This is a genomic window from Sphingomonas sp. (assembly GCF_019635515.1).
Classification (GTDB): domain Bacteria; phylum Pseudomonadota; class Alphaproteobacteria; order Sphingomonadales; family Sphingomonadaceae; genus Sphingomonas.
The window spans coordinates 283,128-296,292 of record NZ_JAHBZI010000002.1 but is presented as its reverse complement, the minus strand read 5'-3'; the positions used below and the strand labels follow the sequence as shown (position 1 = coordinate 296,292).

Sequence of the window (13,165 nt, the reverse complement as noted above, 5' to 3'; positions counted from 1 at the left end):
ATGGCCTATTCCACGAATGGCCGGAGCTGTTCCCATTTCCAGCGCCGCTTCAGAAAGTCGAGCTGCTTGTGGTGGATCATTCGGCGGTGCTGCATCTGCCCGACGGTCAGGCCCGGCGCCACGTCGCCGGCAACGCTGAAGCGGATCACGTCGTCCTTCGTAGGCGAAAGGCGGGCGAAATCGCCCTCACGGTGCTCCGGAACGATGAGGCGCGCTGCAAATTCGTTGGCTTCGCGCTCGCTGTCGTTGTCGTCCCCCATGTCGACGTCGAGGAAAGTTCTCGCGCCGTGGAGGATAAGGTGCGCAAGCTCATGGAATAGCGTGAACCAGAACTTGTCATCGGACAGGCCGCGGAAACTCAGTAGTACCATCGCCTTGTCCGGCGCAACCATCCGGCTCGCGCCAGAAGCTCGACAGCCGTCCGGCGCCCGCTTCGTCACGACGGCCACGCCCGCCTCGGCGCACAGCGCACGCAGCTTGGGCAGGAACAATTCCGGATGCCTGATCTTCGACAAGGCGCGAATGGCCTTCAACCGGTCGTGCAGATTTCCGGGACTCCAAGGTCGCGTGTCCACGACATCGGCCCCGAGTTCGCCATTTCGAAGCCACATGAGCACAGCACCGTCGTCGGAGGTGAACGCATCCGTCGTGCGGAAGAGCGTCTCCGAGCAGATGCGGCCATAGCGCGCCTGCCAGGCCGACATCGTGCCGACATTGTAGAAAGCGAGGCGCCGACGAACCTCGTCGCGCCGCCGCTCTTCGTTTAGCCGACCCCTGGGCTTTGGCCCCGGCACGTGCAGCGTCAGCCAAGCGGCGCTCTCGTCATGATCCGCCATCGCGCGGTACAGCGCGCGCTCGAGCATCTCGCGATAGTCCGCCTGCCGCTTTAGCCAGAACGCGGTCGTGCCGCCCAGCGAAGCCGAAAGCGTGGAAGCATGGTGTTCGTCGAGATCAAGCGAGCCATCAAGAAGACCCCGAAGCGTCTCCATTCCGCCGTCGAGGCGGTCGGCAACCATCTGCGCCGGCACTCCCTTGCGTACCATGAGCGCGCGGAGAGAATCACCAGGCTTTGAGAACCAGTCAGGCGTGAACTCCTGTCCGTCCGTCAAGGCACCCTCGATATCGCCATAATCTTCAACCTAGTAACGCTCGCCCAGACGATTCGCCCCCCGGCGTCCCGCGAATGACGTGTCCCGACCACGACCAAGTCCGCGCTATAGTCTGCACCAATCGCAACCGAAAGTGAATCGTCCCCGGCAATTTTTATGTCGTCGCCGAAGAGGTCGAGCAACTCGTCCACGGTCTCCAGCGAGCGCGCGTCAGAGAGGAAGGTCACGAGGGCTGCTGCGGCAACGCTCCCATACGCCTGCTCCGCCAGACCGAGATCCGCGCATATGTCGTGTAGAGGCTGCCCCTCGAACGTGATGTTTATCAAGAAGCGACGCTCCGCCGAAAAGCGGAAGGCACGGGCACCGCGCGAGTAGAAAAACCCCGTCTGGCCCGGCTTGCGATCATTGGGGCAGCGGCGAGCCGTGCGGTTTCGAACGCTGCTTGGCCCGGATGGCTTCGATCCGGTCCCAATTGCGCGCGAGCTCGGCGTCGCCCGCCTCGTCCACGTTTAGATCGATTGCGCTGCAGAGGCTTGCCAGCGTCACCATCACGCCTCCGACCTCCTGCGCGGGATCGCCCTGCGGCCGGCCGAAAACGTAATCGACCAATGTGAGCGCATCCGCGCGCGAGCAACCATTCGCCTGCGCGAGTTCCAGCGCCTCCTCGAGGAAGCGGTGGTTACGCTCTGCGCGGTTCGACCGAACCTCCGGCGGAAAGCAGGCCTCCAGCCATTCCTCCACGCGGCGCTGATAAGAATTTAATTCGGATGTCACGAAAGCCCCGCCACGATCCCGGCAAGCCTCTTCCGGGCCGGCTAGCATACAGCGCCCAACGGCGGACCGAAAGCAGCCTTGCTCAGCGTACAGCTGCTGGTAACGCTGGCGCGGTCGCAATGTGCGGTACCCCAGCTCGACCGGCATGTCCGACGCCTGGCGCCTCAATAGGGCAGGATGCCGCCGCCGCTCGCCGTTCGCTCGCCGACACCTTCTGCACCTCGCCAGGGCTACAGGGCTGGCCCGAGCAGATCGCGATAGCGCGGGCGGTCGCCACCGCCGCGGCGATCGCGCTCACATAGGGTACGGCGACACTGGCATTACCGATCTCCGCAGCTCCACACCGCCCGATCTCGGCTTCGAGCTTGGCATAAGCGGGCAGATCGGGCGCGGCCGGCCGGGGCGCCGGGTCGACGACGCCGTCGAAATGCGCATCGATCGTGCGGGTCTTATCGAACACGTTGACCCGGTAGCGGTCGAAGTCACGAGCGGTTCGACCGAGCCCGACGTCGATGATGGTATCGAAGCCGACATCGGCAAGCAATCGCCGCGGCGCGATCTTGTCGAGGCCAGACAAAACGAGGTGGGGCTCATCATTAGCGCGGCGAAGATCGGTGCGCAGGGCGCGATCGATCCGAGCTACCCGGAAACCTCGCGCCTCGGCCCAGGCCTCCGCCATCTTGGTCTTAAGGTCGCCGAAGCGATCATCGGGTACCAGGATCGATGTACCCCAATTCTCTTCCCTCACCCGATCATAATCCTGCAGCACGAGCGCACGGTCGACGCCATCGGCATAGGGGAGCGCGGCGAGGCTCCACAAAAAGGCTTGGCCAAGATTGCCGAGGCCGAACAGCCACACCGCCGACGGCAGGAAGACTTGCCCGAAATCGGGGATGTCGCCGTCCCCTGGCCAGAGATCGATATCGGCAGGAAGATCGGTGCGGCCACGCAGCCCCTGAAATGCGGCGCCGACCGCGTGAGCGCCCGCCGCGATCCCGGCGAGCGGGTTGTTTGAGGTGCCGAGGGCGACCCGCGCACCGGATCGGACACCGGCCCGCCAACCGTCCCAACAGGCACAGATATGGTCGCGCGCAGCGGCCTTGCCGATGCCGATGGTCGCAGCCGCCGGTCCGGGGAAGCCGTTCACGCCGATCTCTGCCAATGCTTCGTCAAGGGTAGCGCGCGTCGAAAGCGAGGATTGCAGCGGCTGGCCGAGCCCGCCAATGACGCGCACGCCGCCAAGAAAGGTCCGCCGGCTGACCGCGAGCGCGGTGAGCGCGGCGGCGTGCCCGGCCGGATTGGCTGCATCAGGGCCGACCACGATGTCGAGCGTCATGGCCCGGAGGCGCGCTTCGGCCTCCGGAAAGCCAATGCCCTCGGCATCGACCAGCAGCTTGGCGATGCGACTGAGCTGGCGGGTCAGAGTCATCGGGGCCACCATCCAACGTGAAAGGGGTTGGGCCGCTCGCGGCTGCGGTTGCGCCACTGCTTGTTGCCCAGGTATTGATGAACCCCGATCGCGCCGGGGTCTGTGGCGCCGCCAGCAAAGTTCGGCAGGATCACCGCGATATGGCCGATCTCGGCGATGACCGGGTTCGCCTGGTCCGATTCGCTCTGTCCATAGCCGCCGGGATGCACATGGACGTCGGCGACGACCTTCAAGCCCGTCGCCCGGCAATGCGCCCACAAGGCACCGAGGCGACGGCCGTCGATGACGACGATGCCAGTCGACAGCGACGCTGGATCGACGTCGTCATAGAAGACGAATTCCTCGATGACACGCCGCTTGCCGTGTCGGCCGAGCAGGAAGGCGCCGGCCTCGCGCCGGCCGTGGGTGCGGCGGTGCAGCTCAGCGACACCCGCCTGCCAGACGTCGCGTCGGCAGACGAGCTCAGGCGGCCGCCCGAAGGCGATACGCGCGAGCGTTGAGATTAAGGATGCCATGAAGGTCCTCGAAGATGAACAGGAGGCGGCGATCGGGTCGCCAGGCGAGGTGCGGCATGTTGGCTGCATTGTTGTTGTGCGGGCCAGTCATGCGATCCCAAGGCCGGTAGACGGTGTCGTCACCCCATTGTTGGAAGGTGATCGCGATGCGCTGGTTGCCTTTGGGCCTGAGATTGGCCGGCAGCCGCGTATCGCGCGCGAGATCCCAGATCCGAACCATCGGGTTCGTCGCCGGGAAGTTGGTGAGGTCGCCACGAAAACCATAAGCGGCGGCCTTGCCGTCGGGTTCGGTCGCCGCGACGTAGAAATCGAGGCGCGGGAAGGCAAACGCGTGAATGCGCCAGCGACCGGCCATGACCCCGGCAATGAAGCCGGGGTCGTCGAGGTTTGTCCGGACCCGGGCTTCGGCGGGGTCAAGCATGGTCCGCTCCATTAGCGATGTCGCCACGAACCAGATCGAGCGCGAGCGCGTTGTGCTTGCCGGCGAGGTGGCCGACATGGTCGCTCAAGGAGAGCTCGTCCGTGCTGCCCGTCCGGGTCAGCTCGAATTCGCCCGCCATCGACGCATCGATGCCGAAGGCGCGGATGGCCCAGTCGAGCACCTGCTCGAGCGAGGCATGACGACGGAACTCGCGGTGGTGCGACCCGGTCTGATAGTGCACCGTCACAGCCACCGGCTGGCGGTGATGCACATGGTGCCGGCGCTGATGCCCATGATGGACCGGCTCCTCGCAGATGAGCGGCGCGTCCTCGTTCTCGCGCACGATGTAGATGTCTTCGATCCGCAGACCGTGCTCGGTCGCGATGATCGTCAGCATGTGCTCGATCGTCTGATCCGGGGTCACTTCGATGTAGAAGTCACGCGCCTCGAAGCGAGCCGGAATCCGGAGGCCGCCCGGAGGTTCGGCGCTGCGCTCCATCTTCAGCCCGTCGGTGTCGTCCTGCAACGTCAGATCAGTCATTTTAATCGCTCCATAATCTCGTTCATTGAAACTGTTGAACGGCAATCAAAAAAATATCAGCCGATGCGTCGGTACAAAAATTCGACGCCGCCGCTGTCGGCTGCTCCTTCAGTCCTCATCAGAAATCCTTGCTCCCACAATTGCTTGAACTTGGTACTCGCATTCGCGATCGATATGCCGGTCGCCTCCGCAAAAGCGGCGGTGCGCACTTCCGCCCGCGATAAGGCATAGTCGAGCGCCTCCCGATTGCCTGCACTGGGCTTCAGACCGATCACCTCAACCTGCGTCCCGTTCCACACCGTGATCGGCACACCGATGCGCTCGGCGGCCAGATCGATATTAAGCCGTATCGCGCTGTTGCTCAGGTCGATCAGACAAATGCCCTTCGACTTGCGATATCGGTTCAGCACCTCGACGATCGCTTCCGAAGCGAAGGATGCGTCCATCCGCTCCACGCCCATCATCGAAATCTTGACCGCGCGCTGATCCGGCAGCGACTCCAGACGCGAGACAAGTTGCGCCGCGACAGGAACCGCCTGCTCGCGGCCCCATCCCGATGTCGCCCCGTTCATGAGGTCGAGCAGCCGAATACATCGCTCCGATTCTCGTTAACTAGACGTATTTAAGCAGATGAGTCCCAACTTGTCAATCGAGCTTGAATGAGAAGGCGATATGCGTTCCCCACAGCAGCGGCAGCCGCTCCTGCGAGTATGCCATGTTGGGCTGATATTCGTTGTTCGACGGTTTGAGCAGCACGCGCTGGTTGAGCAGCCGCACGTCGAGATCGGCCCTGAAGCCGATTGCATGCCGGGCGCTCGACTTCAGCCCTAGGCCACGTTTGTCCTCGGGCTTGCTGGAGATACCCTCGCGGAAAATCTCGACGACCAAATCGACATCGCTGAGATTGTGCCATTTGCTCCCGGTTAGCGCCGGGCGCAGGCTTTTCATGATGCCGATGCCGCTATCCGACACTGCGACCGTGAGCTTGTTTCCCTGCGGATAGGTCTGGAGCGCGGCATAGGCATCGAGGCTGGTTTGGCTGTGATCGAACACATTCTTGATCAGCTCCCCGAAGATGCTGAACATTGCGTCGCCGATCTGTTTGACCTCAGGCCGCGCTGCACAACCGCGTTCGACCGCTGCGACGAGACGTGGCACGAGATTTTGGTCGACCGAGCTAGCACGGCTGAATCGTTCAATTTCAACGAGTCCGCGATTGCCGCCGCGGTGAATCGCCGCACCCGAATAGGTGGGACGCGCCGGTGTTACCTCGACGGGCGCTGCAAGATGATCGAAGAAGCCGACGCGGTTCAGATAGCTCGCCGCGCCCGCGGCCGTTTCGAACTCAAGCCGGACGCGCTTGGTGCAGGCGACCGCCTGATTGCAGAAGCTCAAGAGCCTTACAATCACGTCGATCATCAGCTTGCAGCCGGCGGGCACCTTGATGACGATCGTGATGTAAGAGGCGCCGAGCGCATCGCCGCAGTTCATGAGCGCGTTTTCGAATTTCCACGCATTGACCCAGCCGTCGGGCAGTTCAAGCGTGCAAGTGTCGAGATAAGGAGAGGTCGCCATCAACCGGTGACCTTTTCGACGACAGGCTCGGGCGTGCCTCGCCAGGTCATACGATATACGTCACCCTGCGCCACCGATTGTACCGCGTGCGGGAAGAGCGCGGCGATGCAAACTCCTCCGACGTGCCGGACCGAAGGATAGATGATCCCGTTGAGGCCACGTGCGCGCGCCGCGTCGGCCAGCGCATTGCCGGCGGGATAGCCGACATTTTTGTCCGGGTGCAGGCAGACGTGATCGGCATGGCCACGCAGGTCGACGAACTCGCCCGCGAAGCTCGCGTGCAACTCGGCATAATCGACCGTCGCCTCGAAGACGCCCGTCTGCGCCAGCGCCTCCGTCAGGTGATGACGCACCTCGGCGAGGCAAGTCTCCAAGTCGAGGGCGGCGTACCAAGCGCCGCGCTCGGCCCCGTTGAAGCGGTTCACCTCGCGCGGCTTGGCATAAGCGAACGAGGCATTGATGAACGCGGCGTGCGGGACGCCGTAAACCAGCTCATAGGCCTGGACGTCAGCCGTTCCGCGGTTTTGCGCCAGCAGCCGGTTGCTGGTCGCGCCTTCGATCTCGGCAAGCGCGGCAAGGTCGTCGGCATCGACCAGGCGGCTCAACACGGGTGCCCGCAGTCGCGCGGTCGTGACGAGCCGCGTGGTCCTCGGAAGGGCATCGCGCGTTATGGTCAGCCCTTCCAGCATCTCTTAGAGCCCACCTCGTACGGCGTCGATGTAGCGCCGGGTCTCGAGCATCACCGGGATGCCGCCCTCGATCATCGCCCGGACGGGCGTCGCGCGCTGGAAGATCGACCCGCGGTTGGGAAGCTTGGGCCAACGATCCGCCATCTCATCCGCGAACAGCAGATGAAGCCCCTTGTAGACGCCGATCGCCGCTGACGCCCGGGTCAGTTGATCCTGCGACAAGGGCTGATCCCAAGTGCCGCGCTTGATCCGATCCCAAGTGCTGTCACTCACGCCGAGCAGCGCCGCGGCTTCCGCGTTGGAGAGCCCCCATTGCTCGATCAACGCCCGAAACGCCTTGAGCGCAACCCCGGATAGCCGGCTGCGATCCTCGCTCTTCGAGAAGGTCTGGACGTCTATTGGAGTAAGTGGAGCCTGCGCTCCCAGCTTGATGATGTCCGCCATGGTCGCCTCCTGATCGATCGCCATATACGCACCATTTGACGATATTTCAACCGTCATTTGGTGCGTATGGGTTGGCGCAAGGCGTGGATTCTCCATCCAGTCACACCGCTAATCGCGATGCGGCAACGGATTCCTGACAGAGCAAGTGTCCTGCACTTCGAGCACGCATCGTCCAAGATTTCGGCCGTGAACAAAGGACAGCTTGGACGGATTTGGCTGTCAAAGGAGAATAACTGGATCGTCCCTAGGTTGGTGGTTGCGCCGATCTGAGTCAGCCAGGTGAACGAACGGCAGGAATTGGGATCACCCGACCGGGGCGTGGATGGCCGAGATGGGGCGCAAAAGAGCCATGCGGTACTGCGTTAACGAGGATCGCCGCTAACTATGGCTGAAATTTCGGGTACATTTCACCCATGACGATGGGTCCGGAGGAGAGGAAAGTCCTCTGAAGGCAATCCACTACCGATCAACCAGAGCTATAACGACAATCGGCAAGTGATCTCCAGTCAGTGTGAATTTCACCGGACAAGTTCCAAGAACCTGTCCCTTATGCCGCCGATTGCCGTCGTTCGTTTCCGTTCATCAATGCGCGTCTCGACCATCCCCGTTTCCGGCCCCAACTCCGGGACCGGAGGTGACTCATGCGTCGGTATCGTAACAAACTGAGCGTCAAGCAGATCAACAGCCTGCCACCAGGGCGACATTCCGATGGGGCCGGCCTTTATGTGATGGTCAAACCCACTGGCACACGTTCATGGGTGCTGATCAACATCACCTGCGGACATCGCAGGGAGATGGGGCTGGGCTGTGTGGACGATGTTTCGCTCGCGGAAGCACGTGAACGCGCTTCGATCGCGCGTCGCGCCTTTGCCGAGGGGCGCGATCCCATCGCCGAACGCAAGGCAGAGCGTGAAGCGCGCCGCCCCAAACCGCCCAAGCCCTCGTTCGGCAAATATGCGGATAAACTGATCGACGAAATCGAGGTGGGATTTCGAAACGAGAAGCATCGCATTCAATGGCGCTCCACGCTTGCCACCCATGCGAAGGCGCTCAGAGAAAAGCCGCTGGATCGGATCGATACTAATGACGTGGTTGCCGTGCTGAGGCCGATCTGGACCAAGATACCTGAAACCGCCTCGCGCGTGCGCGGCCGGATCGAACGGGTGCTGGACGCTGCCAGGGTGGCAGGACACCGATCTGGAGAAAACCCGGCGCGATGGAAGGGGCATTTGGAACTCATTCTGCCACGGCGGCGCAAATCCATGCCCCAGCATCTCGCAGCACTTCCCTTCAATTTGATCGCCGACTTCATGCGCGATCTGGGTGAGAGGCCGGCCACGGCGGCGAGGGCGCTCGAGTTCACGATCCTGACCGCAGCGAGATCAGGCGAGACAATCGGGATGACATGGCGCGAGGTGGATTTGGAGCAACGGCTCTGGATCGTGCCGACCTCAAGAATGAAGGCAGGCGCGGAGCACAAGGTACCGCTGAGTGACTGGGCCTGCGAAATCCTGGAGGCGCTGCGCCCGGAGCGACATGATCCGAAAGCCCTCGTGTTCCCCGGCGCCAGGGGCGGGGAAATGTCAAACATGGCGATGGCCATGCTGTTGCGGCGGATGGGCTATGACGACATCACCGTGCATGGATTCCGCTCGGCTTTCCGCGACTGGGCCGGCGAGGAAACCGATTTCGAGCACGAGACGGTTGAGATGGCGCTGGCACACAGCGTCCGCTCGAAGGCGGAGCGCGCCTATCGCCGCGGACGGGCTTTGCGCAAACGCGTCGAGCTCATGGCAGCGTGGGCTGACTATTGCGGATGGCTTGGGAGGTCGCATGCCCACCCTGCGCATAATGCCGTGGGCAGCCAGGCACAGGCCAATGCTGGTTGACATGTACGTCCATCTGACGTACACATTTGCCCGCAAGGAGCAATCTGATGCTGGGTTTCCAGGACAAGATCGATGACATCGAGGAGCGCAACAGCGAACGGATGAACTTCCGGACGAAGCCGCGCATCAAGCAGGCGATTCAGCGCGCCGCGGCACTGTCGGGCGTCGACGATTCCGCGTTCACGATCAATGCCGCCTATCGGTCGGCCATTGAAACGATCGCTGCGCACGAGCGCACGTTGCTCCAGCCGGTGGATCATGAAACCTTCTTTGCGGCGCTCGACAATCCGCCTGCGCCGACGGCCAAGCTGCGCGCCGCCTTTGCCCGGCATGCCGAGACGATCGCCAGCAAGTGAGCGACATTGGCGCTCGGCGTCTCACCATCGAGCCACTTGATCCCGCCCGGCATGATCGGGCGGGATTTTCGTGCGGGGTCGAGCAGGTCGACAATTTCTTCAGGAAGACAGCGAACAAGCTGACCAAGGCCGACAACCTGCGGGTGTTCGTTCTGAGCGATCCCGAAGGCAACGTGCTCGGCTTTCACGCGCTCAATGCCCATTCGGTCGCTTATGGCGAGCTCCCGCCTCGATATGCGCGCAACCGTCCCGGTCATGGGCAGATCCCCGCAGCCTATATTTCGATGATCGGAGTCGATGAGCGCCACCAGGGCCACGGCTATGGCGCTGATCTGCTGGTCGATGGCCTGACCCGCATCGCGCAGGCAGCAGAGGCGCTCGGCATCGCGGTGGTTATGCTCGACGTTCTCGACTGCGGAGATGCCCAAAAGGTTGAGCGACGGAAGCGGCTCTATCAAAACTACGGGTTCACGCCTCTGCCTTCCAACCCGTTGCGCCTGTTTATCCCCATGGCGACGGTTCGCACGCTGATCGCTGGTGAATGAGCGATGGTCATTTCAAGAGAATTATAATTGAGATCTTGATATCATAGATCAATATCTCATAAAATTATACACGCATGATATCTGTCCGTGATGGTTCATTTAAGTTCGCTGTAAACCGCCGCTTAAATTGGGAACATATTTTAGAATATAAATTTTTTGGAGAGGAAATGTAGTGTTATCAACTTTAAAATTCGGACTCCCGCTCCGCCACGCAGTCTAGCTAATTTCCCACTCGTGAGATTAGGCGCTTTTTGACGCAAATTCGCGCTGTTTCAGCTTCGATCCGTACTGCAGAGAGCGGCGTAGCCGAATTTGACGTCGCGTTCGGCCGACGTTTCTCTCCTCACCTCCCGCCAAGTACGGTTTCGGACTAGAGGCGGCTTTCGACCGTCTTTAGTTGATTATTCCGTGCTTGGCAGGGATCCTGCAGGGAATTTGTTCGGTCCGCATGGCACATTCCTAGGGTATTCGCCTTGTCGCTGTCGGGGAGAGCGGCGCCGAACTGCGTGATTCATGCACGAATTTTTCCACAGAAAGCAGTGCAATTCCGATGCGAGGGGCCGCGGTGAAAATATGGTGCCCACAGGAGGCCCATATGCAGCGCCGTCGATATCACGATCCACTTGGTGTGTCGGACCACCCAACATCACCACCGACCCGATTCGGACTGCCGAAACGGCGAAACGGACTGAGTGGAAGCGCTCGAGATTTGCGGCTCATCCGCCGCCGCTAACGACCTATAGCGAGCGATGCCACGTTAGTCTGACAGAGCCCCTACTCAGCTAGGGTTCGCTTGCCGGCTGCTGGGCCAGACGCGAGGCTGGGCGGCTGCTCGCATGATCGAACCATTTGACGAACCAATCGACCGAACGCTCATAAACGGCGAGCCGATGGGCAGGTTGGATCTTAACATGACCCTCGTTCGGGAAGATGTACATCTCGACCGGCCATCCCCGACTGCGCAACGTTTCGATCGTGGGAAGTGCCATTCGGAACTCGAACTCCGCGCTCTGAATGAGCATCGGCGTCGACGGGAGACCGGGATTGAGGCCGAGCGATCCCTGCTTCCAGAAATCGTCTTCTGGGCCAGCCGGAGACGGAAAGCCGATCTTGCGATACCAGGCCTGGAACGCCGGACCCAGGTTGGTCATGATGCTGGGATCCCGGCAGCAGGTGCTGAGCGCCGCGGCTGCAAATCGGTGCCGGGAATTGATCAAGGCGTAGCTGGCGAGCGTGGCACCGTCGCTCTGGCCCGTAATTCCGATACGCTTTGGATCGACGATGCCTTCGGCGATGAGCCTGTCGATCAGACCGTCGAGCGAAGACAGCATGTTCTTATAGTCGATCCAGTCACCGAAATTGAGGCGAAGATATTCGAACTCATCGGTGGTGGGATCAGCCTCGGCCACACGCGGGGGCCGGTTGAAGCTGAGCACAGCCATGCCCTGCGCGGCCAGCATCTGGATGGGATATTCATCCGCGGTCCCGCCTCGCAGAAACCCGCGGGATTCATATTGCACGATCACCAGGGGAAGCCGCTCGCCCGTCACATGTCCGGGTGGAAGAACCACATCGGCATAAGCATCGAGGCCAAACGCGTTCTTGACGGTGACGCGCCGGACTGCGCCAAGGCGAATGCCGGCGACTTCGGGATTTGGGTCGAAGACGACGCCCAGCTTGCCAGAGGGAATGGCGAGCCGCACCAGGTGGCGGGGACGCGTCGCGGTCTCGCGAGCGCAAAGGAGGTCCGCTTCCAGCTGCTGGCACCCGAACATCGCGTCGTCGGTGGTCAGGATCAGTCTCAACCGGGCATCGCCGGGTTTCCATATATAAAAGGCCGTTCGCGCATCTGCCGGCCCCTCGCGCCTCGCGAAGACAATCGACGTTCCGAACCACCAGAGGTCCGTGACATTTCCGCATAAGCTGAGCGGGCAGGTAGTCTCACCCTTGCTTGTTTCGGCGTGGAGCAAGCTCGGCTGTCGCCTTGCCTTGGGCTGGGCCGCAATGGCCCATGCCAGCCGTCCGTCGCTCGACCGCGCGAAGGCTCGGGCGCCACGGATGCCGTTCCTGGCAGGGGCGTCGAGTTGCAGAGCTTCCGCCGAACTTGATGGACGGTTTTCTCCCGTCTCGAGATCTATCGAGAGGGCCTCCTTCTCGCCGTCATGGCGGGGATAGGGGATGGCGCTGACCAGCGGCCAGATACGCTCGTCGTAATGGAAGCCCGCGAGTCCCTCTTGCTTCAGTTCCTCCCGGGCCTGCGACCTGCCGGCTTCACGGGAAAGAGCAAGGGATCGTCCACCATTCACCCACGACAATGCCGTCACGTCGGTATCCGAAGTGAAGACGCGGCGCGGCTTGCCCCCGGAAAGATGAGCAATCCAGACCTCGGTCATTCCTCCACGGGATTTCGTATATGCAAGGGCGCTGCTCTCTTCGTTCCAGCGGATCAGGGAGATCTTGGGGCTCCCGAGCGGAAGTCCCGAAATTCCGTACTTGTAGAATGTCGTGCCTTCGATGACGCCGGCATCGTCAAGGACGACCGGTGGCGTATTTCCACTGGAGGAAACCAGGACAATCGCGGTGCAATAACTGTTGGTCTCCGGCGAGGCCTGGCGCAGCTGAAGGGCGACCGTCCGCTTGTCCGGGGATAGGATGGCGGGCTGCCCCGACAGCAGAGTCGAGCCGAAGTCGCGAAGCCTGACGAGATCGAGCGAGCGTATGGCGCGCTTCGGACCCGCCGTCTCCTGCGCGGACGGCAGCGAACACCGGACCGGCGTGTCGGCCTCTCCCATCCTATCGATTGACGGGGTAGCCGCTGCGTTCGGCGCCGCGAGAAGGGCGGCGCCGAACGATACGGTCTTGAGGATATTGGCCATCG

At 62.1% G+C, this 13,165-nt stretch carries 15 protein-coding genes; 3 read left to right on the top strand and 12 right to left on the bottom strand.

The window, feature by feature from the left end; all coding sequences use genetic code 11:
- Nucleotides 1-5 precede the first annotated feature (5 nt).
- The 11 genes from KF730_RS13605 to KF730_RS13555 all read right to left on the bottom strand — a co-directional run bounded on the left by KF730_RS13605 (nt 6) and on the right by KF730_RS13555 (nt 7,521).
- On the bottom strand, nt 6-1,016 hold the full coding sequence (locus tag KF730_RS13605) for an ImmA/IrrE family metallo-endopeptidase (RefSeq protein ID WP_294098043.1): 1,011 nt from the start codon (nt 1,014-1,016) through the stop codon (nt 6-8).
- Between the two features lie 89 nt (nt 1,017-1,105).
- Entirely contained in the window at nt 1,106-1,435 is a 330-nt protein-coding gene (locus tag KF730_RS13600; protein ID WP_294098041.1) for a hypothetical protein, read from the bottom strand.
- 76 nt (nt 1,436-1,511) lie between these two features.
- Nucleotides 1,512-1,850 (bottom strand): hypothetical protein, encoded by a 339-nt coding sequence (locus tag KF730_RS13595; protein ID WP_294098040.1) that lies wholly within the window; start codon nt 1,848-1,850, stop codon nt 1,512-1,514.
- 115 nt (nt 1,851-1,965) lie between these two features.
- Nucleotides 1,966-3,312, bottom strand: a complete 1,347-nt coding sequence (locus KF730_RS13590; RefSeq protein WP_294098039.1) for a hypothetical protein — start codon at nt 3,310-3,312, stop codon at nt 1,966-1,968.
- Entirely contained in the window at nt 3,309-3,827 is a 519-nt protein-coding gene (locus tag KF730_RS13585) for a hypothetical protein (protein ID WP_294098038.1), read from the bottom strand. Before KF730_RS13585 ends, KF730_RS13590 begins: the two co-directional genes overlap by 4 nt.
- Nucleotides 3,775-4,248: a hypothetical protein gene (locus KF730_RS13580; RefSeq protein WP_294098037.1), complete on the bottom strand. Its 474-nt coding sequence runs from the start codon at nt 4,246-4,248 to the stop codon at nt 3,775-3,777. Before KF730_RS13580 ends, KF730_RS13585 begins: the two co-directional genes overlap by 53 nt.
- Complete coding sequence (locus tag KF730_RS13575) at nt 4,241-4,789, bottom strand: hypothetical protein (RefSeq protein WP_294098036.1); 549 nt, start codon at nt 4,787-4,789, stop codon at nt 4,241-4,243. The genes KF730_RS13580 and KF730_RS13575 overlap by 8 nt, the downstream gene beginning before the upstream one ends.
- A gap of 56 nt (nt 4,790-4,845) precedes the next feature.
- Nucleotides 4,846-5,361 (bottom strand): hypothetical protein, encoded by a 516-nt coding sequence (locus KF730_RS13570; RefSeq protein ID WP_294098035.1) that lies wholly within the window; start codon nt 5,359-5,361, stop codon nt 4,846-4,848.
- Between the two features lie 73 nt (nt 5,362-5,434).
- Entirely contained in the window at nt 5,435-6,364 is a 930-nt protein-coding gene (locus KF730_RS13565; RefSeq protein WP_294098034.1) for a hypothetical protein, read from the bottom strand.
- Entirely contained in the window at nt 6,364-7,053 is a 690-nt protein-coding gene (locus KF730_RS13560) for an RES family NAD+ phosphorylase (RefSeq protein ID WP_294098032.1), read from the bottom strand. Before KF730_RS13560 ends, KF730_RS13565 begins: the two co-directional genes overlap by 1 nt.
- 3 nt (nt 7,054-7,056) lie before the next feature.
- On the bottom strand, nt 7,057-7,521 hold the full coding sequence (locus KF730_RS13555) for a helix-turn-helix transcriptional regulator (protein WP_294098031.1): 465 nt from the start codon (nt 7,519-7,521) through the stop codon (nt 7,057-7,059).
- 617 nt (nt 7,522-8,138) lie between these two features.
- Here KF730_RS13555 and KF730_RS13550 point away from each other — a divergent pair.
- The 3 genes from KF730_RS13550 to KF730_RS13540 are packed head-to-tail and all read left to right on the top strand — an operon-like array spanning nt 8,139 to nt 10,287.
- Entirely contained in the window at nt 8,139-9,386 is a 1,248-nt protein-coding gene (locus KF730_RS13550) for a site-specific integrase (RefSeq protein ID WP_294098030.1), read from the top strand.
- A gap of 47 nt (nt 9,387-9,433) precedes the next feature.
- The gene (locus KF730_RS13545; protein ID WP_294098029.1) at nt 9,434-9,742 is read left to right on the top strand and encodes a DUF1778 domain-containing protein; all 309 of its coding nucleotides are present in this window, start codon (nt 9,434-9,436) and stop codon (nt 9,740-9,742) included.
- The gene (locus tag KF730_RS13540) at nt 9,739-10,287 is read left to right on the top strand and encodes a GNAT family N-acetyltransferase (RefSeq protein ID WP_294098028.1); all 549 of its coding nucleotides are present in this window, start codon (nt 9,739-9,741) and stop codon (nt 10,285-10,287) included. Before KF730_RS13545 ends, KF730_RS13540 begins: the two co-directional genes overlap by 4 nt.
- A gap of 782 nt (nt 10,288-11,069) precedes the next feature.
- Here the strand turns inward: KF730_RS13540 and KF730_RS13535 are convergent.
- Nucleotides 11,070-13,163, bottom strand: coding sequence for an Atxe2 family lasso peptide isopeptidase (locus tag KF730_RS13535; RefSeq protein ID WP_294098026.1), 2,094 nt, complete (start codon nt 13,161-13,163; stop codon nt 11,070-11,072).
- Between the last annotated feature and the right edge of the window lie 2 nt (nt 13,164-13,165).

Bases quoted from the DNA above. Each gene is read 5' to 3' on its own strand.
- KF730_RS13605 (WP_294098043.1), bottom strand. From the start codon at position 1,016: ATGGTTGCCGACCGCCTCGACGGCGGAATGGAGACGCTTCGGGGTCTT.
- KF730_RS13590 (WP_294098039.1), bottom strand. From the start codon at position 3,312: ATGACTCTGACCCGCCAGCTCAGTCGCATCGCCAAGCTGCTGGTCGAT.
- KF730_RS13585 (WP_294098038.1), bottom strand. From the start codon at position 3,827: ATGGCATCCTTAATCTCAACGCTCGCGCGTATCGCCTTCGGGCGGCCG.
- KF730_RS13580 (WP_294098037.1), bottom strand. From the start codon at position 4,248: ATGCTTGACCCCGCCGAAGCCCGGGTCCGGACAAACCTCGACGACCCC.
- KF730_RS13575 (WP_294098036.1), bottom strand. From the start codon at position 4,789: ATGACTGATCTGACGTTGCAGGACGACACCGACGGGCTGAAGATGGAG.
- KF730_RS13570 (WP_294098035.1), bottom strand. From the start codon at position 5,361: ATGAACGGGGCGACATCGGGATGGGGCCGCGAGCAGGCGGTTCCTGTC.
- KF730_RS13565 (WP_294098034.1), bottom strand. From the start codon at position 6,364: ATGGCGACCTCTCCTTATCTCGACACTTGCACGCTTGAACTGCCCGAC.
- KF730_RS13560 (WP_294098032.1), bottom strand. From the start codon at position 7,053: ATGCTGGAAGGGCTGACCATAACGCGCGATGCCCTTCCGAGGACCACG.
- KF730_RS13555 (WP_294098031.1), bottom strand. From the start codon at position 7,521: ATGGCGATCGATCAGGAGGCGACCATGGCGGACATCATCAAGCTGGGA.
- KF730_RS13550 (WP_294098030.1), top strand. From the start codon at position 8,139: ATGCGTCGGTATCGTAACAAACTGAGCGTCAAGCAGATCAACAGCCTG.
- KF730_RS13545 (WP_294098029.1), top strand. From the start codon at position 9,434: ATGCTGGGTTTCCAGGACAAGATCGATGACATCGAGGAGCGCAACAGC.
- KF730_RS13535 (WP_294098026.1), bottom strand. From the start codon at position 13,163: ATGGCCAATATCCTCAAGACCGTATCGTTCGGCGCCGCCCTTCTCGCG.